The sequence below is a fragment of the Leisingera sp. ANG1 genome (assembly GCF_000203975.2).
Classification (GTDB): Bacteria; Pseudomonadota; Alphaproteobacteria; order Rhodobacterales; family Rhodobacteraceae; genus Leisingera.
Genome location: NZ_AFCF02000001.1, coordinates 851445 through 877010 on the forward strand (window position 1 = coordinate 851445; position 25566 = coordinate 877010).

A 25566-nucleotide genomic window follows, 5' to 3' on the forward strand; every position below is an offset into this window, starting at 1 on the left:
GCGCGGTTCCAATCATCAGGCCAACTCAGATGTCCTGCTTGGCGTCCATCAGCGCGTCTTCCAGCAGCTTTTCATTGCGGGCGTCCTCGATCTTGCGGATGCGGTCTTCGCTGGAGCGGTGGTCGAAGCGGTATTTAACAACGTTGATGAGGCTCAGCGTCAGCAGGAGCACAGCCATGCCCCAGTAGCCCTTGGTCGCCAGCGGCACGTCGGTCGAGAGCCACAGGGAAATCCCCAGCATGCCATAGGCAATGGCAACGCCAGCGGTGTTCAGTAGAATGATCAGCTTGTTGTCAGTGTTGTCGGTATACATGTTGTTTCTCCAGTAAATTCAGTGAGCCCGGCCCGGCGGGCTGCGTGGAATAAGAAAGGTCGGGTCAGTCCTTGGGTTTCAGACGGCTCAGCACATCCGCGGCGGTGCTGCGGCTGCGGGGGCCGAAGCCGGCGTCCGCCAGATCGTCGGCAATGGTGGTATTGTTCAGCTCACCGTCGATCTCGCGCAGGATCTCGCCCTGCTCGAACGGGTCGTCGCGCTGCAGCACGTCGCGGATCAGCGCCTCGGCCTCCTCTGCCGGGCTGTCGCCACCTGTGTGGCGGCGCAGGCGGCGCTGGAGGTCCTGCTCGCGCCGGGTTGCGCGGGCGGCAATCGCGCCTTGCTTGAGGTCGGTGATGCGGCGGCTGGCAGTTTCCACCGACTGACGCAGCTGAAGGATGCGGGTGTCGAGCCGGTCCAGGGTCTGGCGGCGAACCACCAGCTCGTTTTCCATATCCGCCACCGCCTGGGCGGCGCTTTGCGCGAGATCCTCACGGCCGCCTTCCAGCGCCTCCCCTGCCCGGGCCATCAGGTCGCGGACGCGCTCCTCCAGGGTTTCCACCTGACGCTGCTCTGCCCGCTGGCGCTGGATCAGGCTGGCCAGCGTCAGCTTGGCCGCCTTCAGGTTGGCGTCCGCCTCGCGGATCTTCTGGGTGATCAGCTCAATCGAGTAGGTCTCGCGCAGCTGCTCTTCTGCCCGGGCATTGGCGCCGGTGATCAGGGTCTTCAGAGTATTGAACATTGCTTCCTCCGCAAACATGAACATCGTTCACGAAGAATCGTGTAACAAAATTTTGAACGTCGTTCAAGAAAAATCATGAACGACGTTCAAAAACTATCTGCCGCCGATTTGCTCCAGCACCTGGGCGATCATCTGCTCAATGCGTTCCGGCGGAACGCCGGAGATGCGCTGCTCCAGCCCCAGGAGCACGATGCCGTGGACGGCAGAGAACAGCGCCCGCACCATCAGAGCCGCCTCGCCTGCGTCCTTGTCCGGGAACAGTTCCCCCACCGGGCGGGCGATATTGGCAAAGAGGCTGTCCAGCGCGGTCAGGTACCACTCCGGCACCGCATCTCCCGCGGCCATCCGCAGGTCGAACATCGCCCGCCACAGGTTGGTGTTTTGCACCGCGAAATGCAGGTAAGCGTTGCTCATCAGGATCAGGCGGCAGGTCGGTGGTTCCGCCTCTGCGCCCGCGACCGAGGCCTCAACCGCAGCGCCGAGTTGCTGGAAGGTGCGCCCGTTCACCGCCATGATGATGGCGGTCAGATCGTCGAAAGCGTTGTAGATCGCCCCAACCGCACAGCCCGCATCATGCGCCAGGTCGCGGGCCCGCAGCGCCCCTGCCCCGTCGCGCGCGATGCGGATCTCCGCCGCTTCCACCAGTTTCTGCCGCAGCGCGGCCTTGCGCGCTTCCACCTTGCCTGCCATGGCACCCTGCCTTTTCTTGAACTGCGTTCAAAATACAGTCGGCAGACACGGGGTAAAGCGGGAAATCAGATCAGGCCGCGCCAGCGCAACACCACCACCAGCAGGATCAGCACGCAGAGGATGGAAAACGCCATGCTGCCAAGGACGCCGAGCCAGAAGCCCTTGCGGCGGTCGGCAAGGTCGATTTTGCGCAGATGCGCCTTCACCTCGCGGGCGGCGCCCTGCAGCGGTTTTTCGTCCACGGTCATCCGCAATTTAGGGTGTTCCAGCAGCGGCAGCGCAGCGGCCAGACGCATGCCCTGCTTGTAGATGCGGCGGGGGATGCGGCGGCGGACGAGTTTCAGCGCAGCGGCCAGGTCGCCGGAGGCGTGCTCGCGCTCCTTCAGGAGGGTGCGGATGTCTTCGATATCCTGGTCCAGGCTGGCGGCCATTCTGGCACTCTCCCCTTGCTGCGCTGCGGGACTACCCTAGCCTGCAGCTGCGGCTGCCTCAATGGGGGTGGCAAGCCTCCGCCTGCACGGCTATCAAGTGCGCATGCTGAACACGATCACTCATGGCTCCGCCACCTCGAACACCCCGCTCCTGATTGCCCACGGGCTTTATGGGTCTGCCCGCAACTGGGGCGTCATCGCCAAGCGCCTGTCGGATGAGAGGCAGGTGGTTGCGGTGGACATGCGCAACCACGGTGACAGCCCGCGCGCGGACAGCCACACCTATCCGGAGCTGGCGGAGGATCTGGCCGGGGTGATCACGGCCCATGGCGGCCAGATGGATGTGATTGGCCATTCAATGGGCGGCAAGGCCGCGATGATGCTGGCGCTGAACCACCCCGAGGCGGTGCGCAAACTGGTGGTCGCCGACATCGCGCCGGTCGCCTATGGCCACACGCAGATCCAGTATATCCACGCCATGAAATCGCTGGATCTGGAGACCATCGAGCGCCGCCCCGAGGCTGCCGCAAAACTGGCCGAAGCCGGGGTGGAGTCTGCGCTGCAGAGTTTCTTCACCCAGTCGCTGGATCTGGCGAACAAGCGCTGGAAGCTGAACCTGGACGCGCTGGCCGATCAGATGCCGAACATCATGTCGTTTCCCCAGACGGACGCTGTTTGGGACGGCCCTGCGCTGTTTCTGTCCGGGTCGGAGTCGGATTACGTGCTGCCGGAACACCGCGAGGAGATCCGCGCGCGTTTCCCCAATGCCCGTTTCGCCAAGCTGCCCGGCGCGGGCCATTGGCTGCACGCAGAGAAGCCGCGGGAATTTGAAGCCGCCGCGCGGGTGTTCCTGAACGCCTGACGCGCGTCAGGCGCCGCGGGCATAGAGCTGTTTTGCCACCAGCCAGGCCACCGGCAGTGCCAGCACCGCACCAGCGGCTGCGGCCGCAAGAATTGCCTGTGTGGTGACCAGCCCGGCCGCCAGAACCGCAATCACCCCGGCCCCTGCCAGGCTGCTGCCGATCAGCGAATAGAGGATGGATGCAAGGCGCAACATGGGCTTTCTCCTATGCCTTTGACTGTTCTGCGGTCAGGCATAGGGATTCGCGAATATATACGCCTTGATCCTGATCAGTTTCCGAAACCCTCAATTCTAGCGAGTGTACATCTGCTTCTTAAAGGCCCGCGTCCGTTCTGTCGCTGCGGCGGAGCCGTCGTGGTAGGTGCCGAACCACTTGTCAAAGGGAATTTCCGAGGTGCCGTAGTTGCACTCGAAATAGCGGTGGTGCAGCTGGTGGAAGAAATCCCCAGCCTTGGCGGCCTCGGTTTCCTTGGCGATCACCCGCTCGAAGCCGGAGTGCGACAGAACCGGGCTGATCTGCTGGAACATCGCATGGAAGGCCAGATGCAGCGGGTGCGAGGGCACGATCAGGTGGATGAAATAGGTGGTGAAGTAGAGCAGGTTTTCATACCAGTGGTTTGAAATCCCTGACCACGGCCCGGTGTTGACGTTGCGGTGGTGCACCGCATGCACATGTTTGTAGAGTTTTGGGTGGTGCTCCAGCCGGTGCACCCAGTAGAAATGCAGGCCGGACCACATCGGGATGAACAGCATCCAGACCACGCACCAGACCGGGGCTTCGGCGAAGGTCACAACCGGCACCCAGCCGTTGGCCATCAGCCAGTAGATGCCCCATTGATAGACGGTGGCCACGGTGATGGCGCTGCCCAGCGTCCACCAGATGTTGTCCAGAACCTGGTTCTTGAAGGTGAAGGTGCCGTTGCCGCGCGAGAGGTCGCGCTTGTCGAACTTCTTCTGCATGCCCTGGCCCTTGCGCATGTAGAGCCACCAGTGCAGGCCGCCGGCCACTGCGGCCTGCGGCACCAGATTGGCAAGCCAGACCTGCAGCATCCAGCCAGGATTGAAACTGGCCATCTCCGCCAGCGGAGGCAGGAACCACGCATAGGCCATCAGCGCCAGTACAAAGGGCACGCTCAGCGCGGTGATCTCCATCCAGGCGCCGCGGTACCAGCGCAGAACCGCGGCCGGGCGCGGCGGCCAGCTGAACAGCGGGTTGAGCGGCACCGGTCCCTTGGGGTGGTAGTGCCAGCGCTCGGCCTCTCGGTCACGTTCCGCGGTGTGCAAAGTTCCGTCCATTGTGCCGCCTCCCTTGCTGGCGCTCAGCTTGCGTAGTTGGAGCCTTCGTCGTCGAGAATCGCCTTCAGCTCCACCAGATGGCGCTCGGCCTGATCCGGGTAATCCTCCAATTCCTGCGCGGTTTTCTCGGCGATCTCGTCGCTCAAAACCCGCAGCTTCTGGCCGGTTTGCAGGGCGCGGATATAGGTCTCCGCGGCGCGTTCGAAATAGTAGAGCCGGTTGAAGGTGTCTGCGACGCTGTCGCCGATCACCAGCACCCCGTGGTTGCCCATGATCATCACCTTGACCTTCGGGTCGGTCAGCATCGAGGCGCAGCGGGCGCCCTCGTCCTCAAACGCCAGCCCGCCGAAATCGCCATCCACCACATAGCGGTTGTAGAAGGTGGCTGTGTTCTGGTCGATCGGCGGCAGGGTGCTGTCGGCGAGACAGGCCAGAACGGTGGCGTGGATCGAATGCACATGCATCACGCAGCGCGCATGCGGGCACAGCCGGTGGATAGAGCCGTGCAGGCCCCAGGCGGTCGGGTCCGGCGCGTCGGGGCGGTCCATGGTCTTGGGGTCATTGGCATCCAGCAGCAGCAGGTCCGAGGCTTTAATGCGCCGGAAATGCGCCTGGTTGGGGTTCATCAGGAACTGGGTGCCATCGTCATTGACTGCCAGGCTGAAGTGGTTCGCCACGCCTTCGTGCATGTCCAGACGCTCGGTCCAGCGGAAGGCCGCGGCCATATCCACGCGCTCCTGCCAATGGGTGAGGTTCGGGCTGAGGTCCGCTTGTTTGTTCATTCTGGTCTCCAAATCCGCTTTCCCTAGTGGTGCCAGCCGCAATTCCTGCTGACAAACGATTGATTCAGCCGCTATGCATTAATTGAACTTATGCATAGGTCATACATCATGCCGTCATCCGGGTCCCCCTCCTCCTCCCTGCCCCCTCTCACCTGGCTGCGCGCCTTTGAGGCCAGCGCCCGGCACCTGTCGTTCACCCGCGCCGCGGCGGAGCTGAACCTGACGCAATCGGCGATCAGCCAGCATGTGCGCAGCCTGGAGAACTTCCTGGGCCGGGAGCTGTTCATCCGCAAAACCCGGGCGCTGGAACTCAGTGAGGCCGGGGCGAATTACATGCCGATTGTGCGCGAAGCCTTTGACCTCATTGCTGCGGGCACCCAGGCCTTCACCGGCGGCGATCAGGGGCGGCATCTGGTCTTGCAGTGCAACATGGCGTTCTCAGTCTTCTGGCTGTCGCCGCGGCTGCCGCGGCTTTACGAGAGGTTCCCCTGGCTGGTGCTGAACATCGTGACCCCGATCTGGGATCCGGAACGGCACGCCAGTTCCGCCGGGACCGAAATCCGCTTTGGCCGCCCGAATGACATGTCGGCGGCGGCGGTGCGGCTGACCTATGACCGGTTCTACCCGGTCTGCGCGCCAGGGTATCAGGATGGCAAAGTGGACTTCAATTCCGCCACACTGCTGGATTGTGCCGGCGTAACAGGGTCCTGGGGGGCGTGGTTCAAGTCGCAGGATCTGCCGTTTGAGCGCAACCATGAGGTCAACCTCGCCTCAACTTACGTGATCGCCATGACCGCAGCGGTGAACGGCGCGGGCATGGCGATGTCGCATGACACGCTGGCGGAAGGGCTGCTGGAGAGCGGGCAGCTTGTCCGGGCCAGCGATCACTCGGCGGAACTGCTGGAAAACTATTTTCTGATGCCGCCGCCCAGCCATGCCAGCACCCCGGCATCGCGGGCGTTTCTGGAGTGGCTGGTGGGGGAACTGCCGCCCGTTTAGGAAGCCGGCCCGGCTGATTGCCACTTTCAAGTTTTTCCAACAAGTCCTGAAGAATGTGCGCAATCCGCCCGCGACTTGCGCCATTCCCGCCATGCTGCTAAACGCGCGACACCGGTCGCAGCCTACCCGGTCACCAAAACAAGGGTTCAAAAATGAAAACTATCGTTATCTGCTCGGGCGGGCTGGATTCCGTTTCGCTTGCCCATATGGTCGCTGAAGAACATCAGCTGACCCGTCTTGTCTCCTTTGACTACGGCCAGCGCCACAAGAAGGAACTGGACTATGCCGCCGCCGCAGCCAAGCGGCTGGGTGTGCCGCATGACATCATCGACATGAGGGGTATCGGCGCCGCGCTTTCCGGCTCGGCGCTCACCGATGACATCGACGTGCCGGACGGACACTACGAAGAAGAGACCATGAAGGTCACCGTGGTGCCGAACCGCAACGCGATCATGCTGACCATCGCCTATGGCATTGCCGCTGCAAACGGCGACGAGGCCGTGGCAACGGCGGTGCATGGCGGGGATCACTTCATCTATCCGGACTGCCGCCCGGCCTTTACCGAGGCGTTTGACGCCATGCAGCGCGCGGCGCTGGACGGCTATGCCGACGTGCGGCTTTACACCCCGTTTGTGCACCGCACCAAGGGCGACATCGTGACTGCGGGCGCCAAGCACAACACGCCCTTTGCCGAGACCTGGTCCTGCTACAAAGGCGGCGACAAGCATTGCGGGCGCTGCGGCACCTGCGTGGAACGGCGAGAGGCCTTCCATCTGGCCGGTGTCGAGGATCCAACAGACTATGCCGACCCGGAGTTCTGGAAAGCGGCAATTGCTGCCAAGGACGGCGCCTGATGTTCCGGATCACCAAGGAGTTCCATTTCTCCGCATCGCACCAGTTGACCCATCTGCCTTCCGATCACCAGTGTGCCCGGCTGCACGGCCATAACTATGTCGTGGTGGTGGAACTGGCGGCGAAGGAGCTGAACAGTGACGGCTTTGTGCGCGACTATCACGAGTTGAAGCCGCTGAAGGACTACATCGACGGGACGTTCGATCACCGGCACCTGAACGATGTGCTAGACGGGCATTCGACTGCGGAGAACATGGCCAGGCATTTCTACGACTGGTGCCACGCGCGCTGGCCGGAAGTATCTGCTGTGAAGGTTTCCGAAACCCCGAAAACCTGGGCAGAGTACCGGCCATGACGACTTTGCGCATCGCGGAAATCTTCGGCCCCACGATCCAGGGCGAAGGCGCCCTGATCGGGGAGCCCACGGTATTTGTACGCGCCGGCGGCTGCGATTACCGCTGCTCCTGGTGCGACAGCATGCATGCGGTCGACAGCGCCTATCGCCACGACTGGGCGGTGATGGCGCCCGAAGAAGTTATGGCCGAAGTGCGCCGACTGTCCGGCGGCAAGCCGCTGACCGTCTCGATCTCCGGCGGCAACCCGGCAATCCAGGATTTCGCACCGGTGATTGCCTACGGCAAGGCCGAGGGCTACCGGTTTGCCTGCGAGACCCAAGGATCGGTCAGCAAACCCTGGTTTGCAGATCTGGATACGCTGGTGCTCAGCCCCAAGCCGCCCTCCAGCGGCGAAACCGTGGACTGGAAAGCATTTGACCAATGCCTTGAGGCGGCACAGGGCTGCGGCCAGGCGGTGATGAAGATCGTGATCTTCGACGACAAGGATTACGCTTGGGCCAAGGCCGCGGCTGAGCGCCATCCGGAATTGCCGCTGTACCTGCAGCCCGGCAACCCGGAGGTCGACCCGGAACAGCCCGTCGATCTGAACCAGGCCACCGAACGCCTTTTGTGGCTGATTGAAAAAGTGACCGGCGACGGCTGGTTCACCCCCCGCGTCCTCCCGCAGCTGCATGTGCTGGTCTGGGGCAACAAGCGCGGCGTCTGAACATAGGAACCCTGCTATGTCTGATAGCATCTACAGCAATCTGAAACAGCTGGGCGGCGACACCATCGTGCCGCAAAGCCCAGAACAGGCGGAACTGGAGCGGGTGCAGAACCCGCAAGCAGACGTGGCCTACAACGTGCGCTTCACCGCGCCGGAGTTCACTTCGCTCTGCCCGATGACCGGCCAGCCGGACTTTGCCCATCTGGTGATCGACTATGTGCCGGGCGAGTGGCTGGTGGAGAGCAAGTCGCTGAAGCTGTTCCTCACCTCTTTCCGCAACCACGGCGCCTTTCATGAGGATTGCACGGTCTCCATCGCCCGCCGCCTGGCCGATTTCCTGGAGCCGAAATGGCTGCGTATCGGCGGCTACTGGTACCCGCGCGGCGGCATTCCGATTGATGTGTTCTGGCAGACCGGCCCGATGCCCGAGGGCGTCTGGATTCCCGACCAGGGCGTGCCACCCTACCGCGGCCGCGGCTGACACAACCTTGAGACCTCATCGCACGGATCAGCCCGACAGAAGCACTGCCGGGCTTTTTCTTTGAAAACAATCCCTACTGCCGCTTGCCTACGGCATTTCGCAAAACATCACCCTCGCACAGAAGTAAACAAATTACCGCAAAAGTGGTTAAGATTTTAATCAAATCGCACTCTGTAGCGGTGTCAGCGGGCAATCCGGGATATCCCGGAATGTACTATTTGTGACGGGGGAACTTGATGAACGCACTTGATTTGGGGAAAACGCTGTCGGTCTATTTGCAGGCGCTTTCGCAGGCCGGGCTGCAGGTTGAAATGTTCACGGATTTCGAGAAGGTTCCGGAAGCCGCCGCCACAACGGGACGCCAATTCCAGATGCCGGGCTTTGCCATCGAACGGGCTGACCACACCGAAAACTCTGCTTTCTGGCTGTTTCTGAAGGACGGCGACAGCTACATCGGCGGTGCGGCGTCGATGCTGCAGGATCTAGGCCGGGAGACATTGGCAGAGTATTTGCTGCGCACCTCGCGGCACCAGTTTCCCAACGATGCCGGCGGCGGCGTCGAAAGCGTGGCAGAGCCGCTGGCGCGCGAAGTGCGTGGGCGGCTGGCCTATGTGGGTGAGCTGACCTTTCTGCCCGGCCACCGCGGACGGCGGGCGGAACGGCTGGCGCCGTTCATGCGGATCTTTCTGATACTGGCAATCCAGAAATGGGATGTGGACTGGATTTACGCCTTCATCCCCGACCGCCACATGCAGGCGCGGCTGGACCTTGTCTATGGCTTCACCCGGGCGATCCCCCGGGCGCAAAAGTGGCGCGACCCGGAACCGGAGGTGCGCAGCAGCACCGAATGGTTCGTCGGCGCGCCCCGGCTGGAGATGGAGCATATGCTGCAGAGCGACCTAGCCGGTTTTGATGTCCTGTGAAAAGTTAACCACCAGCAGCTTGCCGTCAGGCAGGTAGACCGGCGCCAGCACCCGGCGGTACTGGCGGGTAAAGCGGCGCCCGTTCAGCAGTTTCACATCCAGCGAGGGATGGGTAATCACCGGCTCACCCCGGCTGATGGCTTCGCTGTGGGCCATCACCAGATCGGCGTTCACCTTGTCGCTGAAGCCATTGAGTGTGCTGCGCAGCTGGTTGCTGTCGGAAACTTCAAAGCAGATCGAGGCGAGGCTGGCTGGACCGGAGCGGATCGGCTGTATCCGGTTTTGTTCCGCATCCGGCGGGTCGAACATGTCGACCGCATGCTGCAACCGGTCAAACCCTTCCAGGCGGCCGCTGTTGGCGAACCACCAGTCCAGGAAATCCTGCAGCGACACATCGCAGCCGCTGTATTGGCGGGTTCTCGCGGCGGCCTGCAGCCGGGTATTGAGAATCTCAAACGCCTTCACGGCAGCCGCGTCAGCGCGGATATCCGGCAGCAGTTCCAGCCCCGAGGTCTCGGAAGAGAAGTAGTGGAACGACACCCCAAGCCCGCGCGCCAGCGCATCCAGCGTGCTCCAGCCGATCTCGCGCTCATGCTTCAGCGCGCTGTTGAAGGTGCCATAGGGGATGCCGCACTTCAGCGCCGCCTGCCGGTTGGACAGGTTCATATCCTCCAGTAGGGCCGAAATTTTCTCGTGGATGAGCGCCATATGTGCCGGATCTTTCACATTCCGCGAAACATCTTGCATAAAATCATCGTCACAGCAACGCAAAGTCAGCGCGAGCAGGCGATACGCCGCGAAATGGCTGGCAGTCCTCCGCGTTGCGCGGGGACGTGCCGAAGGTGCCCTCAGGACATCGCCGCAATCTAGTTGAGAGAGCTGGTGCGGACGGCGGGACTCGAACCCGCACGGCCATACGGCCAGGAGATTTTAAGTCTCCGGTGTCTACCATTCCACCACGTCCGCACACAGGCGCCGGATCGCGGCACCTTGGACGCAGGTCTAGCCTCCTGATTTCACGCGGACAATGTGTTTTCGGTCAGACCGGCAAAAATTTCGCGCAGAGCGGGCAGTGCTACAACTCCACATCTTCCGCCCCTAGCGGCGCCAGCGGCCCGCCGGGCTCTGCCAGATAGCGTTCCGGCAGCCAGGGATTGAGCTTCAGCGCTGCCGCCAGGGCTTCGCGCGCTTCCTCCAGCCGGGACAGACCATAAAGCGATAGCGCCCGCCCGCTCATGGCGGCGATATGGCGTGGCGACAGGTCCAAGGCCCGGTCCAGATCCGTCAGGGCCGCGGCGAAATCCCTGCGCAGGTAATGCACAAAGGCGCGCTGGTTGTAGCCCTCGGCATAGTCCGGGCAATAGGAAATCAGCTGGTCGAAGTCCGCAAGCGCGCCGAGGAAATCGAAGGCGGAGCGCTTGGTCATGCCGCGGTCGAGCATGGCCTGCGCCTGCGCATTTGGCGCATCAGCCCAATATTCCCACATCCGGTTGGCGATTTCCCGCGCCTGGGTTTCACTTTCTGCGTCCTGCACCTCTTCCATCAGCGCCTCCAGCGGGGTGCTGTGGTCAGGCGCATCAGGGCAGTCCGATGCCTGCGCCGGAAAAGCCGCGGCGGTGAGAGCCGCGGCAAGTGCAAACGGTGGGCGAAACAAGACAAGAAACATGCCCCATGCTCGCACAATTGCAGTTTCAATCAAGTCAACTGGCCGTGCGATCCTGCCCCGACCCTACAACGGCCCCAGCGCGCCGTCTTCCTTGACTGCCTGCATCGCCACATAGGTGGAGGTAGATGCCACATGCGGCAGCGAAGAGATCTTCTCTCCCAGCACCGCACGGTAATCCGTCATGGAGCGGGTGCGGACCTTCAGCAGGTAGTCGAAATGCGAGGCCATCATATGCGCCTGCTCGATCTCTGGCAGCCGCGCCACCGCGGCGTTGAACTTGGCCAGCGCCGCCTCGCGGGTGTCGTCCAGCTTGACCTCGACAAAGGCCACATGATCGAGCCCCAGCCGGATCGGGTCGACCAGGGCGCGGTAGCCGGTGATGATCCCCTCCGCCTCCAGCCGCTTGAGCCGGGTCTGGGTCGGGGTTTTCGACAGTCCGATCCGGCGCGCGAGATCGGCGATGGAGATGCGGCCATCCTCGCTCAGGACGTTCAGAATCGCCCGGTCGTAGCGATCAAGATCAACAGAGTTCATTTGGACTTTCCGGAGTTAACTTTTCACTCATTTGACCTGCAAGTATCACATCTTCAGGCGATTGTCCTTTCAGAAAGGGTGTACTCTTAACAAAAGCCCTGCACACCTTTTGTGGAGTTCCCCGCATGACCGCTCAAACCAAGCTGCGCTACCGGATCGACGCCGGCACCTATGCCGATCAAACCGCAATGCGCGACCTGCTGGTGGCCCAGGCCGCCCTCACCGATGCCGACCGCGAAAAAATCTGCGCCAACGCCGCTGCGCTGGTGCGTGATATCCGCGGCCATTCGGCACCGGGCCTGATGGAAGTCTTCCTGGCCGAATACGGCCTGTCGACCGATGAGGGCGTTGCCCTGATGTGCCTGGCCGAAGCCCTGCTGCGGGTGCCGGATGCGGACACAATAGACGCGCTGATCGAGGACAAGATTGCACCGTCTGACTGGGGCAAGCACCTGGGCAAATCGACCTCCTCGCTGGTCAACGCCTCTACCTGGGCGCTGATGCTGACAGGCAAGGTGCTGGACGAGGAACGCAGCCCGATCGGCGCCCTGCGCGGTGCCATCAAACGCCTGGGCGAGCCGGTGATCCGCACTGCCGTCAGCCGCGCAATGAAGGAAATGGGCCGCCAGTTCGTATTGGGCGAAACCATTGAAAGCGCGATGAACCGCGCCGCGGGGATGGAGGCCAAGGGCTACACCTATTCCTACGACATGCTGGGCGAGGCCGCTCGCACCGAGGCCGACGCGTCGCGCTATCACCTGGCCTATTCCAAAGCGATTTCTGCCATTGCGGCTGCCTGCAACAGCGACGATATCCGCAGGAACCCCGGCATCTCGGTGAAGCTGTCGGCGCTGCACCCGCGCTATGAGCTGGCGCATGAGCACAGCGTGATGGAAGCGCTGGTGCCGCGCCTGAAGGCGCTGGCGCTGCTGGCGAAGGCGGCCAAGATGGGCCTGAATGTCGATGCCGAAGAAGCAGACCGCCTGTCGCTGTCGCTGGAAGTGATCGAGGCCGTGGTCTCTGACCCGGCGCTGGCCGGCTGGGACGGCTTTGGCGTGGTGGTGCAGGCCTATGGCCCGCGCACCGGGCTGGCGATTGATGCGCTGCATGAAATGGCCGAGAAATACGACCGCCGCTTCATGGTGCGGCTGGTCAAGGGCGCCTATTGGGACACCGAGATCAAGCGTGCCCAGGTCGAGGGTGTGGATGGCTTCCCGGTCTTCACCTCCAAGCCGCTGACCGATGTTTCCTACATCTCCAACGCCCGCAAGCTCTTGGGCATGACGGACCGGATCTATCCGCAGTTCGCCACCCACAACGCCCATACCGTCGCTGCCATCCTGCATATGGCCGAAGGGGTCGGCAATGAGCGCTATGAATTCCAGCGCCTTCATGGCATGGGCGAGACGCTGCACCAGATGGTGCTGGAGCAGAACAAGACCAACTGTCGGATCTACGCCCCCGTCGGCGCCCACCGCGACCTCTTGGCCTATCTGGTGCGCCGCCTGCTGGAAAACGGCGCCAACTCCTCCTTCGTGAACCAGATCGTGGACGACAACGTGCCGCCGGAGGTGGTGGCCGCGGACCCGTTTGAGGCCATCGCAGATGTGACCCGCAAGATCCCGACCGGACCGGAGCTGTACGCGCCGGAACGCCCGAACTCCAAAGGGTTCGATCTGGGCCACGCCCCGACGCTGGTAAAGATCGAAGAGGCCCGCGCGCCCTGGCGCAGCCACCAGTGGGAAGCCGCGCCGCTGCTGGCAGGCGATGCCCAGCCGGAGGCCGCCAAGGATGTGACCAGCCCAACCGACCACAGCGTGGTTGGCACCGTCAGCCAGTGCAGCCAGGACGATATCGAACTGGCGCTGGCGCTGGCCGATCCCTGGGACGCCCCAGCTGCGGAGCGTGCCGCGATCCTGAACAAGGCCGCCGACCTTTATGAGGAAAACTTCGGCGAGCTGTTCGCAATCCTTGCCCGCGAGGCCGGCAAGACCATCCCCGATGCGGTTGCCGAACTGCGCGAGGCGGTGGACTTCCTGCGCTACTATGCGGCGCGCAATTCCGATGCGCCGCCTGCCGGCATCTTCTCCTGCATCTCGCCGTGGAACTTCCCGCTGGCGATCTTCACCGGCCAGGTCTCGGCCGCGCTGTCCGCTGGCAACGCCGTGCTGGCCAAACCCGCCGACCAGACGCCGCTGATTGCCCACCGCGCCGTGCAGCTGATGCATGAGGCCGGCGTGCCGCGCAGCGCCCTGCAGCTGGTGCCGGGCCGCGGCAGCGTGGTTGGTGCGGCCATCACCTCCGACCCGCGCGTGAACGGCGTTGCCTTCACCGGCTCCACCGCCACCGCCCTGCGCATCCGCAAGGCGATGGCTGACAACCTGCAGCCGGGCGCACCGCTGATTGCGGAAACCGGCGGCCTGAACGCGATGATCGTCGACTCCACCGCACTGCCGGAACAGGCGGTACAGGCGGTGATCGAAAGCGCTTTCCAATCGGCCGGCCAGCGCTGTTCGGCGCTGCGCTGCCTGTATCTGCAGGACGACATTGCCGACAACGTGTTGAAAATGCTGAAGGGCGCGATGGACTGCCTGCAGCTGGATGATCCCTGGAACCTGTCCACCGACAGCGGCCCGGTGATCGACGAAACCGCCCGCGCAGGCATCCTGGCGCATGTCGGCAAAGCCCGCGCCGAGGGCCGCGTGCTGAAGGAAATGCGCGCGCCGCAGGCCGGCACCTTTGTTGCGCCGACCATGATCGAGGTTTCCGGCATCAGTGATCTGAAGGAAGAGATCTTTGGCCCGGTCCTGCATGTGGCGCGGTTCAAATCGCAGCAGCTGGACCAGGTGATTTCCGACATCAACGCCACCGGCTATGGCCTCACCTTCGGGCTCCACACCCGGATCGACGACCGGGTGCAGCATGTCTGCGACCGGGTGCATGCCGGCAACATCTATGTGAACCGCAACCAGATCGGCGCCATCGTCGGCAGCCAGCCGTTCGGCGGCGAGGGGTTGTCCGGAACCGGCCCCAAGGCGGGCGGCCCGCTCTACCTCAGCCGCTTCTGCGCACCGGACCGCCAGTCCAGCGCAAACAGCTGGGACAGCAACATCACCGATCTGAAGGCGCCAAGCGGCGTGCCCTCGCAGCCGGTCACAACCTCCCTGCCCGGCCCGACCGGTGAATCGAACCGCCTGACAGTCTCTGCCCGCCCGCCGCTCTTGTGCATGGGTCCGGGGGCGGAGGCCGCGGCGGCCCAGGCCAAAGAAGTGATCAGCCTCGGCGGCACCGCGATTGAGGCGCACGGGCTGCTGGATATGCGCCAGCTGGAAAGCATCGAGGGCATCGCCGGGGTGCTGTGGTGGGGCGACGAAGCTACAGGCCGCGAAATCGAACAGAGCCTGGCCAAGCGAGAAGGCGCAATTGTGCCGCTGATCCCGGGCAAGCCAGACCGCGCCCGGGTGCTGGCCGAGCGCCACGTCTGCGTCGACACCACCGCCTCCGGCGGCAACGCGCAGCTCTTGGGCGGCATGGCCTGAGCTTTCCGCGCTAAGCACTTGACGCTGGGCCGTTTCCGGCCCAGCGTTCCCCCATGTTTCCGATCCGCGACCACAACCCGTCCGGCCGCAGGCCCTATGTCGTCTACGCGCTGATTGCCGCAAATATCCTGGCCTATTTCTACTACACCGCCAGCTACGCCTCGCCCCGGGCGCTTGCCTATTTCTATGACGCCTATGCCGTTGTCCCGGCCGAGATCAACCGCGGCTACGGGTACGGGACTCTGTTCACCTCCCTGTTCATCCACGGCGGGCTGATGCATCTGGGCGGCAACATGCTGTTCCTGTGGATCTTCGGCGACAACCTGGAAGAGGAGATGGGCCACCTGCCCTTTCTGCTGTTCTATCTCCTCAGCGGGTTTGGCGCAGGGCTGATCCATGTGATGTCCGCACCTGGGTCTATGGTGCCCACAATCGGGGCCTCCGGCGCCATTGCAGGCGTGATGGGCGGCTACCTGCTGATGTACCCCAAGGCGCGCGTCGATATCCTGCTGGTGCTGATCATCTATTTCCGCATCTTCACCATCCCCGCCTTTGTTATGCTCGGCGTCTGGCTGGCGATGCAGTTCTTCGGCGGCCTCGGTTCTGACCCCGACCAGGGCGGCGTCGCCTACTGGGCCCATGCCGGCGGCTTTGCGGTCGGTCTGATCCTGTGCCTGCCCCTGTGGCTGCGCCGCGGCGGCCCGGCGTTCTGGGACCGGACGCATGGCACCCCTCCGCATCCGGAGAATGAGTATGAATACTCCGCCAGCCGCATTCCCAAGCTGCCGCGGAAAAAGAGGAATCCGAGGCCGTGGGGAAAATGAGAGCCTCACCTTCACCAAAACTTTAGAAATCAGGTATTCGATCTTGCTCAAGTCACTATTTTTGTTAACTTTTTTACTCCATCCCACACTGTCTTTTGCAGCCAACTGGCATTCTTACGGCACCTGCAGTTACCTTATAGATCAGGACGGGGACGAAGCCTTTCAACTCGTAAGCCAATCAGCTTGCCGACAGGACTTCTACGGAGGGACAGGGTATTGGCTCAGCGTATTCGAGTGGGAAAACGGCAACATAGTCAAAGTGGTTTTTAACATCGAAGAGTCCGGCGAACAAAACTGGCAACTAAACGGCCGAACTGTCCTTATCCCAAACGTTGAGTTCAATCAGAACGAAAGCCAAGCGAGTTTTGGAACCTGTCATGTTACCAAAGCGCCGAAGGGTTTCGAAGCAACATGCTTCAAACGGCTTGGTGAGCAAACCCAAGGACACTGATACTCAGGAGAATGCCGCCAATGCCCCACCTGAAAGCCACCTGCCACTGCGGCGCCGTAAAAATCGAGGCGGAGTTTCCCGAAGGCCTCGCCTCTGCCGCGCGCTGCGACTGTTCCTTTTGCCTGCGGCGCGGAGCGGCTGCCGTCACCGCACTGACCGCCAGCCTCAAGGTGCTGAAAGGGGCTGAAAACCTCAGCCTCTACACCTGGGGCACCCATACGGCGAAGCACTATTTCTGCAAGACCTGCGGCATCTACACCCACCACCAGCGCCGGTCCGATCCGAAGGAGTGCGGTGTCAACCTGGGCTGCATCGAGGGTTCCAATCCGCGGACGCATCCGGAGACCTATGGCGAGATCCCCTGGAATGACGGGGTGAACCATCCATCAGATCAATAACTCTTACGCCTGGCCGGTAGGCCGGGCACTGCCCTCAAAAAATATCTTCTGCAATAAAAAACGCGGCACAGCGGCCGCGTTTCAAAATCTCATTTTCTCAAGCCGGTTCAGCCTCGGATCACCTTAGCGAAGTTCTCGAAGATCGGTTCGTTCGAGCAGACCACTGAGCCGCTGTCGATGATGCCCGCTTCCGGGTCGATCGCCTCGGCCAGGCCGCCGGCCTCTTTCACGATGATGATGCCTGCCGCCAGGTCCCACGGGTTCAGGCGGCGTTCCCAGAAGCCCTCGTAGCGGCCTGCGGCCACATAGGCCATGTCCAGCGCGGCAGAGCCCCAGCGGCGCACGCCGGCGCAGGCAGGCATCAGGCGGGCGAGGTCCTGCAGCGTCAGCGGCAGGTCGGCGCGGCCGCCGAACGGCACGCCGGTGGCAAAGATCGATTCAATCATCCGGTGGCGGCCCGACACGCGGATGCGGGTGTCGTTCATCCAGGCGCCTGCGCCCTTCTCGGCAAAGAACATCTCATCCTTGGCAGCGTCATAGACCACGCCGGCGACGATCTTGCCCTTGTGCTCCAGCGCGATGGAAATCGCCCAGTGCGGCAGCCCGTGCAGGAAGTTGGTGGTGCCGTCCAGCGGATCGACAATCCAACGGCGGGTGGGGTCTTCACCCTCGATCTCGCCGCCCTCTTCAGCAATCCAGCCATAGGTCGGGCGGGCGTTGCGCAGCTCTTCCTTGATGATCTTCTCGGCGGCGATATCGGCTTTGGAGACGAAGTCGCCCGCGCCTTTCATCGACACCTGCAGGTTTTCCACCTCGCGGAAGTCCTTTACCAGGGAGCGGCCAGCCTTGCGGGCGGCCTTGATCATCACATTGAGGTTTGCGCTGCCAATCATGTCTGCAGAATCCTGTCACGTCGGGGAGATGCCGGGTCAATGCGTGCCTATACGCGCCCTGCCCCAGAATGCCAAGGGGTTATGCCGCAAACTGCACATCCCGCCTGACGCCGCGGCGCCGCGCGCGCCAGCGGTTGAAATCCGCCGCTGGCGCGCCCAGAGTTTGGGGCAAACAGAACAAGGAGTGCCCCCATGCCCGACCAGATGCAGCGTATCGTGCTGGCCAGCCGCCCCGAAGGCCAGGCCAGCGAGGAAAACTTCCGCCTCGAGACTGCAGACCTTCCCCAGCCCAGCGAAGGAGAAGTGATTGTAAAGGTTCACTATATGTCGCTGGACCCCTATATGCGGGGGCGCATGAATGCAGGCAAATCCTATGCCCCGCCGGTGGAAATCGGCGAGACCATGACCGCGGGCGGTGTCGGTGAGGTGATCGCCTCGGGCAGCCCGGACTACCAGCCCGGCGACTTTGCCTTGGGCATGTTCGGCTGGGCCAGCCACGCCTGCGCCAAGGCCTCCGAATTGCGCAAGCTTGACCCGGATATGGCACCGCTCACCACTGCGCTTGGCGTTCTGGGCATGCCGGGGTTTACCGCATGGCATGGCTTGGACGCCTATGGCCGCCCGCAGGCCGGCGAGACCCTGGTGGTCGCCGCGGCCACCGGCCCGGTCGGGTCCATGGTGGGGCAGCTGGCCAAGCAGAAGGGCCTGCGCGTCGTCGGCATCGCGGGCGGCGCGGACAAGTGCAAGCTGGCGGTGGAGACCTTCGGCTTTGACGCCTGCCTCGACCACCGCGCCTATGACAGTGGCGAAGCGCTGAGTGAGGCGCTGGCCGCGGCATGTCCGAAAGGCATCGACATCTACTACGAAAACGTCGGCGGCAAGGTGCTGGAGGCGGTGCTGCCCCTGATGAACAATTTCGGCCGCATCCCTGTCTGCGGCATGATTGCCTGGTACAACAGCGCCGAAACAGATCTGACGGCCCCGGCCATCTGGCGCGCGGTGCTGACAAAGTTCCTGTCGGTCAACGGCTTCATCATCTTCAACCACTACGACCGCTATAGCGACTTCCTGCAGGAGGTCGCACCCAAGATCGCCAGCGGGGACATGAACTTCCTGGAAGACATCGCCGAGGGGCTTGAAAACGCCCCCAAGACCTTCCTGGCGATGATGCACGGCGGCAATACCGGCAAGCAGATCGTCAAACTGGTCTGAACCAGGCGCCGGCCTATGCCGGTGCACGCACCCCCGCGGAGCGGGAACCGGCGCCGGGACCGCGCAGGCCGCTCCGCACCTCTCCCGGAGCAGGATTTATTGATGCTGCAGCTTGCGCGCCTCGACCTTGGCCAGGCGGATCAATTCCTGCATGAAAGGTTTCTCGCGGTCCTCCGTGCGGATTGCCGCATAGAGGCTGCGGGTGATGCCGGATTTGGTCAGCGGCCGGGTCACATAGTCTGAGGAATATTTTACCTCCCGCACCACCCAGTCCGGCAGTACTGAGACCCCGCGGTTAGAGGCAACCAGAAGAAGGATCACCGCCGTCAGTTCCACCTGCCGGATCGAGGCAGGTTCCACCCCGGCAGGAATCAGCAGCTGGCTGAACACATCCAGCCGGACCTTGTCCACCGGGTAGGTGATCAGGTTCTGGCCGATGAAATCCTCTGCTTCCACATAGGGTTTTTCTGCCAGGGGATGCTGTGCCGAAGCAACGAAGACGGCGTTGTAGTCAAACAGCTCGATGAAATCGACGCCGTTGATGTCTTCCGGATCAGAGGAGACCACCAGATCCACCTCTTCTTTCAGCAGCGCGGGCAGAGCGTCAAAGGCGAGGCCCGGACGGATGTCCACGTCCACATCACCCCAGTTTTTGCGGAATCCTTCCAACACAGGGAACAGCCACTCAAAGCAGGCATGGCATTCGATGGCGATATGCATGCGGCCCGTATTACCGTCCCGCAGTGACGAAAATTCTGCTTGTGCCGCCTCGACTTGCGGCAAGACCTGCTCTGCCAGCCGCAAGAGCCGCAAGCCGGCGGGCGACAGCTTCATCGGCTTGGAGCGGCGGATAAACAGCTCAACACCTGCTTGGTCCTCCAACCCCTTCACCTGATGGCTCAGTGCGCTTTGGGTGATGTTCAGCTGCTCTGCAGCGCGGGCCAGACCGCCGGCCTCATGGATAGCCTTGATGGTGCGGAGGTGGCGGAATTCGATGTGCATTCTATCAGATCGCTCATGTTAATCTTGAGTATTATGAAATTGTCTCACAATGCTGCGCATGCAACAAGAGCTGACATCAACCTAGCGAGAGACCCCGAGCATGACGACGCCCAAGATTTCCTTTGAATTCTTCCCGCCGCAAAACCTCGAAGCCTCCTTCCGGCTTTGGGACACCGTGCAGGTCCTCGCTCCGATGGATCCGCGCTTTGTATCGGTGACCTATGGTGCCGGCGGCACCACCCGCACCCTGACCCGCGACGCGGTGTCGACACTGCACAAATCCTCCGGCCTGAACGTGGCGGCGCATCTGACCTGCGTGAATGCCTCCAAGGCGGAGACGCTGGAGATCGCCGATCAGTTCGCAGAGGCCGGCGTAACCGAGATTGTTGCCCTGCGCGGCGACCCGCCCAAGGGCGAAGGCAAGTTCATCCCGCACCCGGACGGGTTTGCGAATTCGGTTGAGCTGATCAAGGGCCTGAAGACACGCGGCAATTTCAACATCAAGGTCGGCGCCTATCCGGACCGCCACCCGGACGCAGCCGATCAGGCAGCGGATGTGGAATGGCTGAAGCGCAAGCTGGATGCCGGCGCGGATGAGGCGCTGACCCAGTTCTTCTTCGAGGCCGAGACCTTCTTCCGCTTCCGCGATGCCTGCGAAAAAGCCGGGATCGACGGCAGCAAACTGACTCCGGGCATCTTGCCGATCGAGAACTGGAAAGGCGCCCGAAACTTTGCCAAGCGCTGCGGCACCATCATCCCTGATTGGGTCGAAAATGCCTTTGAAAAAGCCCTGCGCGACGACCGCGAGGAACTGCTGGCAACTGCGCTGTGCACCGAGCTCTGCTCAGACCTCTTGGAGGGCGGCGTGGACAAGCTGCACTTCTACACGCTGAACCGGCCGGAGCTGACCCGCGACGTTTGCTTCGCCTTGGGTGTCACCCCCAAAGTGTCACTGCAGAACGTCGCGTAAGCGTTGCACAAGATGGCGCGCGGTTTCTAATGGCCGGGACTTCCCGCCAAGGATCCGCGCGCCATGTTTTTTGCCAAACAGCCCTCCGACCTGCTGACGATTGACCAAATCAGCCGGATTTCCGGTCTCGACTTCATGCAGAGTATCCTGGACGGCCGCCTGCCCGGCCCGCCGATCGCCGAAACGCTGGGCTATCATCTGCACAGTGTCGAGGACGGCCAGGTGGTGTTCCGCGGCACGCCGGAATTTCACGTCTGCAATCCGATGGGAACCGTGCATGGCGGCTGGTACGGTACGCTTCTGGACAGCGCCATGGCCTGCGCGGTGATGACCAAGGTGCCGCTTGGCGCCGTTTACACAACGCTGGAATACAAGATCAACATCCTGCGGCCGATCCCGTTGGGCACCACCATCGACTGCACCGGCAGCATCGACCATGTGGGCCGCTCGACCGGTGTGGCCCATGGCGAGATCCGCGGGCTGGCGGACGGCAAGCTCTACGCCACCGGCTCCACCACCTGCATTGTGATGCAAATCGCGCCGCAGTAACCAATGCGGTGCAGCCTGCAGCCTTGCCTGCTGCGGATTCCCACCTAAGTATCTGCAAGCAGATTAGAAACCGCAGAAAGGCTGGCCATGCCGCCAAACAGCCTCGCCCGTGCCGCGACCGCCCGCATTCAGGTTCTGGCACCCGCTAAGGAGCTTGATTTCCTCGACACGCAATCGCTGGTTTTGCCGGTTCAAGTCACCCCGCTGGAGGCCTGGAACATCATGCAGGAGCGGCCCCTGCCCGGCATGAAGCTGGCCTTCTGGCTGCGCGACACGATATCCGCGTGCTTTGGCGTCAGACGGACCGGCGGCTTTTCGGGAAGACGGCACACCAATACGGCGGTCGGGGACAAGCTGGACTTTTTTCTGGTCGAAGCGGTGTCAGACCGCATTCTGACCCTCACCGTGCGGGACCGGCATCTGGACGTCATGACCTGCGTTTCCAGCAATAGCGGCGTGCTGAGCATCACCTCATCTGTGAAGACACACAACCTGTTCGGCCGCATTTATATGCTGCCGGTCGGGCCGGCTCACAAGCTAATCGTGAAATCGTCCCTGAAACGCCTGCAAATAGAGCTGGAGCAGCGCAGGACTGGCGGCAGGTAGCCTGCCGGCTTCAGCTCCGCGGCACCCGAATTCAGGCATGGCCGGCTGCCCCCCGCGGCTCACGCCTCGGGAAAGCATTTGCGCCATTTCAGCTTTATGTCTTGGAAAACATCGCCATCCAGCCGCCGGCAGCGGCGTCCTGCCTGCCCGCATCTACGCTGCTGTGCAGCCGTTCGCTGGCATCCAGTCCAACCCGTCGGCGGCTGCGCAACAGGAAGATCTTGGCCCAGCCCTGCCAGGTGCCAACCGAAGGCGCCTTGGGATCGACCGGAAAGCGCATGCGCCAGTCGCTCGGCAGCGGCAGGCCGCGTTCCTCAGCCTTCTCCAGCATCCAGATCAAGGAAACATTGGCCAGCGGCCGCGCGTCCTCGAACCCGCCAAGCTGGCCACCCACGTCGCCATGCGCGCCGCGGAACCAGACCTGTTCGACATGGCCGCTCCAGCCCTTGGGGCAGTCCCACAGCACGGGTTTGAACACATCGCGTGTCTCATCCAGCGCCAGCGCGTGATAGCCAGTTTTAATATGCGGACCCAGGGTGTGATTGTGGAAGTTATGCTGCCGTTCCGCCCAGCGCCACAGCAACGGCAGGCGCAGGCCCAGCGCCTTGACGGTATCCCAGACGCCGACCATCTCAATCTCGACCTCATCGTGGCAATGGGCCGCGGTGAAGGCAGCGCCGGTCTTGGAGCGCCCGTTCAGCCGGTAGTGCCGGTACGCGGTGCGGATATGGCGGACGGTGGCATGTTCGGGCTTCAGCAATCCGATCCGGTCGATCACGCCCGCCAGCGAACGCACCGCATAGGCACCGCGGGAGTAGCCGAACAAGTAGATCTTGTCGCCGGGACGGTAGCGGGAGGCGAGGTAGCCGTAGGCGCGGCGGATCTGCCGGTTGATGCCGCGCCCCATCATCACGTCCGGAGCGCTGCCCCAGCCTTTCCACTGCACACCGGATTCGTAAAAGACCGACACCTGGCCGCCCATTTCCCGGCACAGGCGGTAAAGCTGGCCTGGATGGGTTTCATGGCCCCGTTCCAGCGTCGACATGGTGCCGTCGAGAATAATCACATGGGCCTGGGGGCCGCGCAGCTTGGTTTCGCCGGAATGCTCCGAGCGCAGCGGCCGTCCAAGCCACCCTAAAACCCTTCTACTCAGCTGCCTCAGAAACATCTCTAAGCACTTCCCAAATCCTCAGCGGGGTGAACGGCATGTCCACTTGCCGCACGCCGCGGTCCCAGACCGCGTCCTGCACCGCGTTTGCAACCGCTGCCAGCGCACCGACGGTGCCCGCCTCGCCGCAGCCCTTCATCCCCATCGGGTTCTGTGTCGAAGGCACCGGCTCGGAGGTGAATCCAATCATGGGGACGCCGCTGGCCCGCGGCAAGGCATAGTCCATGAACGAAGCCGTGAGCAGCTGCCCGTCCTCATCGTAGACAACCCGCTCCAGCATGGCCTGTCCCAGCCCCTGCGCCACCCCGCCATGCACTTGGCCTTCGGCCAGCATCGGGTTGATCAGATTACCGAAATCGTCAACTACAGTGTAGCGCTCCACGTCGGCTTGCCCAGTCTCCGGATCGATAACAATTTCGGCAATATGTGCGCCGTTCGGAAACGAGCGTCCCGGCAGCCGGGCCCGCGCCGCGTGACGCTGCAGATCGGTGCGGCCTTGCGCGCGGGCCATCTCTGCCGCTTCCAGCATGGTGGGGGTCAAATTGGAGCCGGGCGCCCGGAAGGTATCGCCGTCAAACTCCACGGCATCCTCTTCCACGCCCATTTCTTCCGCCAGGAAGGAGATAAAGGCGGCAATCATCGTCTCCACGGCTGCCAGTGTCGCGTTGGCCTGGGTGGTGACAGAGCGTGAGCCGCCGGTGCCGCCGCCCTGCGCGATGCGGTCACTGTCGCCTTGGATCACTTGGATCATTTCCGCCGGAATTCCGCTCTGGTCGGCAAGGAACTGGGCATAGACGGTCTCATGCCCCTGGCCGTTGCTTTGCGTGCCGACATAGATGTTCACCCGGCCATCCTCCAGAAACTCCACTTCCGCGCCTTCTGAAGGATCGCCCAAAATGCTTTCGATATAGTAACAGACCCCGACGCCCCGGTACTTGCCGCGTTTACCATTTTCGGCGCGGCGGGCGGCGAATCCCTTCAGGTCCGCCTCCTTGGCGGCGCGGGTCAGCACTTTGTCGAAATCACCCACGTCATAGGTCTCCCCGGTCACGGTGCCATAAGGAAACGCCGCAGGCTTGATGAAGTTCCGCCGCCGCAGCTCCAGCGGATCAACTCCCAGTTCGCGCGCGGCGCGGTCCATCACCCGTTCCAGCACATAGATCGCCTCAGGCCGCCCGGCGCCGCGGTAGGCGTCCACCTGAGTGGTGTTGGTATAGATACCCTCCACCTGCAGCCAGGCGGTCTGGATGTCATAGACACCCGCCAGCACCCGGCTGAACAGCTGGGTCTGGATCGGCTGCCCGAAATGGGCGTTGTAAGCGCCAAGATTGCAGCGGGTCGACACCCTGTAGGCGGTGATCTTCAGATCCTCGTCAAAAGCCAGCTCAGCCAGCGAGGTCAGATCGCGGCCTCCGTTGTCGCTCAGCATGGCCTCAGACCGGTCTGACATCCAGAACACCGGGCGGCTCAGCACCGTGGCGGCGTGGGCCACTGCGAAGTATTCGGGGTAGGCAAAGGCCTTCATCCCGAAACCGCCGCCGACATCCGGCGTGGTGACTTTGATGTCATCCTCATTGAGCCCCAGCTTGGAAGCCAGCTGGGACTTCATGCCCCAAACCCCCTGACCGCCAAAGGTGAAATGCAGCCGCCCCTGCTGCCATTCGGCAAAGCAGCCGCGCGGCTCCATGGTGCTGACCATGATCCGGTTGTCCTCGACCTGGAGGGCAACGGTATGGGCGGCAGTGCGGAAGGCCTCTGCCGTGGCCGCCTCATCCCCCATGCCCCAGTCAAAGGCCTTGTTGTCCGGCACGCTGCCGTGCAGGGCCTCGCCGCCTGGGTGAAGGTCCAGCTTGACCGGCAGGTCGCCGATCTCCAGTTCGATCAGTTCACCCGCATCACGGGCCTGGTCCAGCGTTTCAGCCACGACAACGGCCACCGGCTCCCCGACATAGCGGACCTTGTTGCGGGCCAGCATCGGGCGTTCCGGCGAGGCGCCGTCCGTGCCATCCCGGTTTTTCACCGTGGTGCCATCCATTGAGACGTTGATGCCAGCAGCCTCAAGGTCCGCCAGGGTGATCACCGCATGGACGCCTTCGGCCTCCAGCGCATCTTCCGTGTGCAGCGCCGTGATCACCCCATGCGCCACCGGGCTGCGCAGCACCCAGGCGCGCAAGGCATCTGCCGGGGCGGCATCTTCGACGTAGTTGCCCTGCCCGGTCAGGAACCTTACATCCTCGACCCGTTTTACCGGCTGGCTTTTCCCGAATTTGTCCATGCTCGCCCCCTGTCCGCGCTGACTGGCTGTCCGGGGGCGAGAGTAC

Annotated in this window: 28 protein-coding genes and 1 tRNA gene; 14 read left to right on the forward strand and 15 right to left on the reverse strand. The window is 62.9% G+C overall.

Features of this window, described 5'->3' with window-relative positions; genetic code table 11:
• Positions 1-25 precede the first annotated feature (25 nt).
• From GC1_RS04175 to GC1_RS04190, 4 genes are all read right to left on the reverse strand, one after another.
• Positions 26-313 carry a hypothetical protein gene (locus GC1_RS04175; protein WP_019295548.1) on the reverse strand — a complete coding sequence of 96 codons (288 nt, stop codon included), beginning with the start codon at positions 311-313 and terminating at the stop codon, positions 26-28.
• 64 nt (positions 314-377) lie between these two features.
• Positions 378-1055, reverse strand: a complete 678-nt coding sequence (locus GC1_RS04180) for a PspA/IM30 family protein (RefSeq protein WP_029204753.1) — start codon at positions 1053-1055, stop codon at positions 378-380.
• A gap of 93 nt (positions 1056-1148) precedes the next feature.
• Positions 1149-1745 carry a TetR/AcrR family transcriptional regulator gene (locus GC1_RS04185; protein ID WP_019295550.1) on the reverse strand — a complete coding sequence of 199 codons (597 nt, stop codon included), beginning with the start codon at positions 1743-1745 and terminating at the stop codon, positions 1149-1151.
• Positions 1746-1810: 65 nt separating this feature from the next.
• Positions 1811-2176, reverse strand: a complete 366-nt coding sequence (locus tag GC1_RS04190; protein WP_019295551.1) for a hypothetical protein — start codon at positions 2174-2176, stop codon at positions 1811-1813.
• A 61-nt stretch (positions 2177-2237) separates the two neighbouring features.
• Between GC1_RS04190 and GC1_RS04195 the strand changes: the two genes are divergently transcribed.
• On the forward strand, positions 2238-3038 hold the full coding sequence (locus tag GC1_RS04195; protein ID WP_019295552.1) for an alpha/beta fold hydrolase: 801 nt from the start codon (positions 2238-2240) through the stop codon (positions 3036-3038).
• A gap of 6 nt (positions 3039-3044) precedes the next feature.
• Here the strand turns inward: GC1_RS04195 and GC1_RS04200 are convergent, their stop codons facing one another.
• The 3 genes from GC1_RS04200 to GC1_RS04210 all read right to left on the reverse strand — a co-directional run bounded on the left by GC1_RS04200 (position 3045) and on the right by GC1_RS04210 (position 5116).
• On the reverse strand, positions 3045-3233 hold the full coding sequence (locus GC1_RS04200) for a hypothetical protein (RefSeq protein WP_019295553.1): 189 nt from the start codon (positions 3231-3233) through the stop codon (positions 3045-3047).
• 96 nt (positions 3234-3329) lie between these two features.
• Positions 3330-4334 carry a sterol desaturase family protein gene (locus GC1_RS04205; protein ID WP_019295554.1) on the reverse strand — a complete coding sequence of 335 codons (1005 nt, stop codon included), beginning with the start codon at positions 4332-4334 and terminating at the stop codon, positions 3330-3332.
• A gap of 23 nt (positions 4335-4357) precedes the next feature.
• Positions 4358-5116 carry a class II aldolase and adducin N-terminal domain-containing protein gene (locus GC1_RS04210; protein WP_019295555.1) on the reverse strand — a complete coding sequence of 253 codons (759 nt, stop codon included), beginning with the start codon at positions 5114-5116 and terminating at the stop codon, positions 4358-4360.
• A gap of 108 nt (positions 5117-5224) precedes the next feature.
• On the opposite strand from GC1_RS04210, the gene GC1_RS04215 reads away from it, so the two are divergent.
• The 6 genes from GC1_RS04215 (at position 5225) to GC1_RS04240 (ending at position 9433) form a co-directional block, all read left to right on the forward strand.
• Positions 5225-6115, forward strand: coding sequence for a LysR family transcriptional regulator (locus GC1_RS04215; RefSeq protein ID WP_019295556.1), 891 nt, complete (start codon positions 5225-5227; stop codon positions 6113-6115).
• 152 nt (positions 6116-6267) lie between these two features.
• Positions 6268-6969, forward strand: coding sequence for a 7-cyano-7-deazaguanine synthase QueC (queC, locus tag GC1_RS04220; RefSeq protein ID WP_019295557.1), 702 nt, complete (start codon positions 6268-6270; stop codon positions 6967-6969).
• Positions 6969-7322 carry a 6-carboxytetrahydropterin synthase QueD gene (queD, locus tag GC1_RS04225; protein WP_019295558.1) on the forward strand — a complete coding sequence of 118 codons (354 nt, stop codon included), beginning with the start codon at positions 6969-6971 and terminating at the stop codon, positions 7320-7322. The genes queC and queD overlap by 1 nt, the downstream gene beginning before the upstream one ends.
• Positions 7319-8029 carry a 7-carboxy-7-deazaguanine synthase QueE gene (gene queE / locus GC1_RS04230; RefSeq protein ID WP_019295559.1) on the forward strand — a complete coding sequence of 237 codons (711 nt, stop codon included), beginning with the start codon at positions 7319-7321 and terminating at the stop codon, positions 8027-8029. The genes queD and queE overlap by 4 nt, the downstream gene beginning before the upstream one ends.
• A gap of 16 nt (positions 8030-8045) precedes the next feature.
• Positions 8046-8510 carry a preQ(1) synthase gene (gene queF / locus GC1_RS04235; protein ID WP_019295560.1) on the forward strand — a complete coding sequence of 155 codons (465 nt, stop codon included), beginning with the start codon at positions 8046-8048 and terminating at the stop codon, positions 8508-8510.
• Between the two features lie 236 nt (positions 8511-8746).
• A complete protein-coding gene (locus GC1_RS04240; protein ID WP_019295561.1) occupies positions 8747-9433 on the forward strand; it encodes a hypothetical protein in 687 nt (228 codons plus the stop codon).
• On the opposite strand, the gene GC1_RS04245 is transcribed toward GC1_RS04240, so the two are convergent.
• The 4 genes from GC1_RS04245 to GC1_RS04260 all read right to left on the reverse strand — a co-directional run bounded on the left by GC1_RS04245 (position 9410) and on the right by GC1_RS04260 (position 11633).
• Positions 9410-10141, reverse strand: a complete 732-nt coding sequence (locus tag GC1_RS04245) for a helix-turn-helix domain-containing protein (RefSeq protein WP_019295562.1) — start codon at positions 10139-10141, stop codon at positions 9410-9412. The genes GC1_RS04240 and GC1_RS04245 overlap by 24 nt on opposite strands.
• Before the next feature lie 172 nt (positions 10142-10313).
• Positions 10314-10399, reverse strand: a tRNA-Leu gene (locus GC1_RS04250).
• 109 nt (positions 10400-10508) lie between these two features.
• Positions 10509-11099, reverse strand: a complete 591-nt coding sequence (locus GC1_RS04255; RefSeq protein WP_019295563.1) for a tetratricopeptide repeat protein — start codon at positions 11097-11099, stop codon at positions 10509-10511.
• A 63-nt stretch (positions 11100-11162) separates the two neighbouring features.
• Positions 11163-11633 (reverse strand): Lrp/AsnC family transcriptional regulator, encoded by a 471-nt coding sequence (locus GC1_RS04260; protein ID WP_019295564.1) that lies wholly within the window; start codon positions 11631-11633, stop codon positions 11163-11165.
• Positions 11634-11758: 125 nt separating this feature from the next.
• Here GC1_RS04260 and putA point away from each other — a divergent pair, with 125 nt between their 5' ends.
• The 3 genes from putA (at position 11759) to GC1_RS04275 (ending at position 16845) form a co-directional block, all read left to right on the forward strand.
• Positions 11759-15172, forward strand: coding sequence for a bifunctional proline dehydrogenase/L-glutamate gamma-semialdehyde dehydrogenase PutA (gene putA, locus GC1_RS04265; protein ID WP_019295565.1), 3414 nt, complete (start codon positions 11759-11761; stop codon positions 15170-15172).
• Positions 15173-15225: 53 nt separating this feature from the next.
• On the forward strand, positions 15226-15996 hold the full coding sequence (locus GC1_RS04270; RefSeq protein ID WP_019295566.1) for a rhomboid family intramembrane serine protease: 771 nt from the start codon (positions 15226-15228) through the stop codon (positions 15994-15996).
• Between the two features lie 471 nt (positions 15997-16467).
• A complete protein-coding gene (locus GC1_RS04275; RefSeq protein WP_019295567.1) occupies positions 16468-16845 on the forward strand; it encodes a GFA family protein in 378 nt (125 codons plus the stop codon).
• Between the two features lie 107 nt (positions 16846-16952).
• Here GC1_RS04275 and GC1_RS04280 read toward each other — a convergent pair whose 3' ends face one another.
• Complete coding sequence (locus tag GC1_RS04280; protein ID WP_019295568.1) at positions 16953-17738, reverse strand: inositol monophosphatase family protein; 786 nt, start codon at positions 17736-17738, stop codon at positions 16953-16955.
• A gap of 192 nt (positions 17739-17930) precedes the next feature.
• On the opposite strand from GC1_RS04280, the gene GC1_RS04285 reads away from it, so the two are divergent.
• Positions 17931-18950, forward strand: coding sequence for an NADP-dependent oxidoreductase (locus GC1_RS04285; RefSeq protein WP_019295569.1), 1020 nt, complete (start codon positions 17931-17933; stop codon positions 18948-18950).
• 96 nt (positions 18951-19046) lie between these two features.
• Here GC1_RS04285 and GC1_RS04290 read toward each other — a convergent pair whose 3' ends face one another.
• Positions 19047-19952, reverse strand: a complete 906-nt coding sequence (locus tag GC1_RS04290) for a LysR family transcriptional regulator (protein ID WP_019295570.1) — start codon at positions 19950-19952, stop codon at positions 19047-19049.
• A 100-nt stretch (positions 19953-20052) separates the two neighbouring features.
• Between GC1_RS04290 and metF the strand changes: the two genes are divergently transcribed.
• From metF to GC1_RS04305, 3 genes are all read left to right on the forward strand, one after another.
• A complete protein-coding gene (gene metF, locus GC1_RS04295) occupies positions 20053-20922 on the forward strand; it encodes a methylenetetrahydrofolate reductase [NAD(P)H] (protein ID WP_019295571.1) in 870 nt (289 codons plus the stop codon).
• Between the two features lie 63 nt (positions 20923-20985).
• Positions 20986-21471 (forward strand): PaaI family thioesterase, encoded by a 486-nt coding sequence (locus GC1_RS04300; RefSeq protein WP_019295572.1) that lies wholly within the window; start codon positions 20986-20988, stop codon positions 21469-21471.
• Positions 21472-21558: 87 nt separating this feature from the next.
• On the forward strand, positions 21559-22077 hold the full coding sequence (locus GC1_RS04305; RefSeq protein ID WP_019295573.1) for a DUF2867 domain-containing protein: 519 nt from the start codon (positions 21559-21561) through the stop codon (positions 22075-22077).
• 94 nt (positions 22078-22171) lie between these two features.
• Here the strand turns inward: GC1_RS04305 and GC1_RS04310 are convergent, their stop codons facing one another.
• Both GC1_RS04310 and GC1_RS04315 read right to left on the reverse strand, forming a co-directional pair.
• The gene (locus GC1_RS04310; protein ID WP_019295574.1) at positions 22172-23245 is read right to left on the reverse strand and encodes a DUF2235 domain-containing protein; all 1074 of its coding nucleotides are present in this window, start codon (positions 23243-23245) and stop codon (positions 22172-22174) included.
• Complete coding sequence (locus GC1_RS04315) at positions 23223-25520, reverse strand: xanthine dehydrogenase family protein molybdopterin-binding subunit (protein WP_019295575.1); 2298 nt, start codon at positions 25518-25520, stop codon at positions 23223-23225. Before GC1_RS04315 ends, GC1_RS04310 begins: the two co-directional genes overlap by 23 nt.
• Between the last annotated feature and the right edge of the window lie 46 nt (positions 25521-25566).

Bases quoted from the DNA above. Each gene is read 5' to 3' on its own strand.
- GC1_RS04175 (WP_019295548.1), bottom strand. From the start codon at position 313: ATGTATACCGACAACACTGACAACAAGCTGATCATTCTACTGAACACC.
- GC1_RS04180 (WP_029204753.1), bottom strand. From the start codon at position 1,055: ATGTTCAATACTCTGAAGACCCTGATCACCGGCGCCAATGCCCGGGCA.
- GC1_RS04185 (WP_019295550.1), bottom strand. From the start codon at position 1,745: ATGGCAGGCAAGGTGGAAGCGCGCAAGGCCGCGCTGCGGCAGAAACTG.
- GC1_RS04190 (WP_019295551.1), bottom strand. From the start codon at position 2,176: ATGGCCGCCAGCCTGGACCAGGATATCGAAGACATCCGCACCCTCCTG.
- GC1_RS04195 (WP_019295552.1), top strand. From the start codon at position 2,238: ATGGGGGTGGCAAGCCTCCGCCTGCACGGCTATCAAGTGCGCATGCTG.
- GC1_RS04200 (WP_019295553.1), bottom strand. From the start codon at position 3,233: ATGTTGCGCCTTGCATCCATCCTCTATTCGCTGATCGGCAGCAGCCTG.
- GC1_RS04205 (WP_019295554.1), bottom strand. From the start codon at position 4,334: ATGGACGGAACTTTGCACACCGCGGAACGTGACCGAGAGGCCGAGCGC.
- GC1_RS04210 (WP_019295555.1), bottom strand. From the start codon at position 5,116: ATGAACAAACAAGCGGACCTCAGCCCGAACCTCACCCATTGGCAGGAG.
- GC1_RS04215 (WP_019295556.1), top strand. From the start codon at position 5,225: ATGCCGTCATCCGGGTCCCCCTCCTCCTCCCTGCCCCCTCTCACCTGG.
- queC (WP_019295557.1), top strand. From the start codon at position 6,268: ATGAAAACTATCGTTATCTGCTCGGGCGGGCTGGATTCCGTTTCGCTT.
- queD (WP_019295558.1), top strand. From the start codon at position 6,969: ATGTTCCGGATCACCAAGGAGTTCCATTTCTCCGCATCGCACCAGTTG.
- queE (WP_019295559.1), top strand. From the start codon at position 7,319: ATGACGACTTTGCGCATCGCGGAAATCTTCGGCCCCACGATCCAGGGC.
- queF (WP_019295560.1), top strand. From the start codon at position 8,046: ATGTCTGATAGCATCTACAGCAATCTGAAACAGCTGGGCGGCGACACC.
- GC1_RS04240 (WP_019295561.1), top strand. From the start codon at position 8,747: ATGAACGCACTTGATTTGGGGAAAACGCTGTCGGTCTATTTGCAGGCG.
- GC1_RS04245 (WP_019295562.1), bottom strand. From the start codon at position 10,141: ATGGCGCTCATCCACGAGAAAATTTCGGCCCTACTGGAGGATATGAAC.
- GC1_RS04255 (WP_019295563.1), bottom strand. From the start codon at position 11,099: ATGTTTCTTGTCTTGTTTCGCCCACCGTTTGCACTTGCCGCGGCTCTC.
- GC1_RS04260 (WP_019295564.1), bottom strand. From the start codon at position 11,633: ATGAACTCTGTTGATCTTGATCGCTACGACCGGGCGATTCTGAACGTC.
- putA (WP_019295565.1), top strand. From the start codon at position 11,759: ATGACCGCTCAAACCAAGCTGCGCTACCGGATCGACGCCGGCACCTAT.
- GC1_RS04270 (WP_019295566.1), top strand. From the start codon at position 15,226: ATGTTTCCGATCCGCGACCACAACCCGTCCGGCCGCAGGCCCTATGTC.
- GC1_RS04275 (WP_019295567.1), top strand. From the start codon at position 16,468: ATGCCCCACCTGAAAGCCACCTGCCACTGCGGCGCCGTAAAAATCGAG.
- GC1_RS04280 (WP_019295568.1), bottom strand. From the start codon at position 17,738: ATGATTGGCAGCGCAAACCTCAATGTGATGATCAAGGCCGCCCGCAAG.
- GC1_RS04285 (WP_019295569.1), top strand. From the start codon at position 17,931: ATGCCCGACCAGATGCAGCGTATCGTGCTGGCCAGCCGCCCCGAAGGC.
- GC1_RS04290 (WP_019295570.1), bottom strand. From the start codon at position 19,952: ATGCACATCGAATTCCGCCACCTCCGCACCATCAAGGCTATCCATGAG.
- metF (WP_019295571.1), top strand. From the start codon at position 20,053: ATGACGACGCCCAAGATTTCCTTTGAATTCTTCCCGCCGCAAAACCTC.
- GC1_RS04300 (WP_019295572.1), top strand. From the start codon at position 20,986: ATGTTTTTTGCCAAACAGCCCTCCGACCTGCTGACGATTGACCAAATC.
- GC1_RS04305 (WP_019295573.1), top strand. From the start codon at position 21,559: ATGCCGCCAAACAGCCTCGCCCGTGCCGCGACCGCCCGCATTCAGGTT.
- GC1_RS04310 (WP_019295574.1), bottom strand. From the start codon at position 23,245: ATGTTTCTGAGGCAGCTGAGTAGAAGGGTTTTAGGGTGGCTTGGACGG.
- GC1_RS04315 (WP_019295575.1), bottom strand. From the start codon at position 25,520: ATGGACAAATTCGGGAAAAGCCAGCCGGTAAAACGGGTCGAGGATGTA.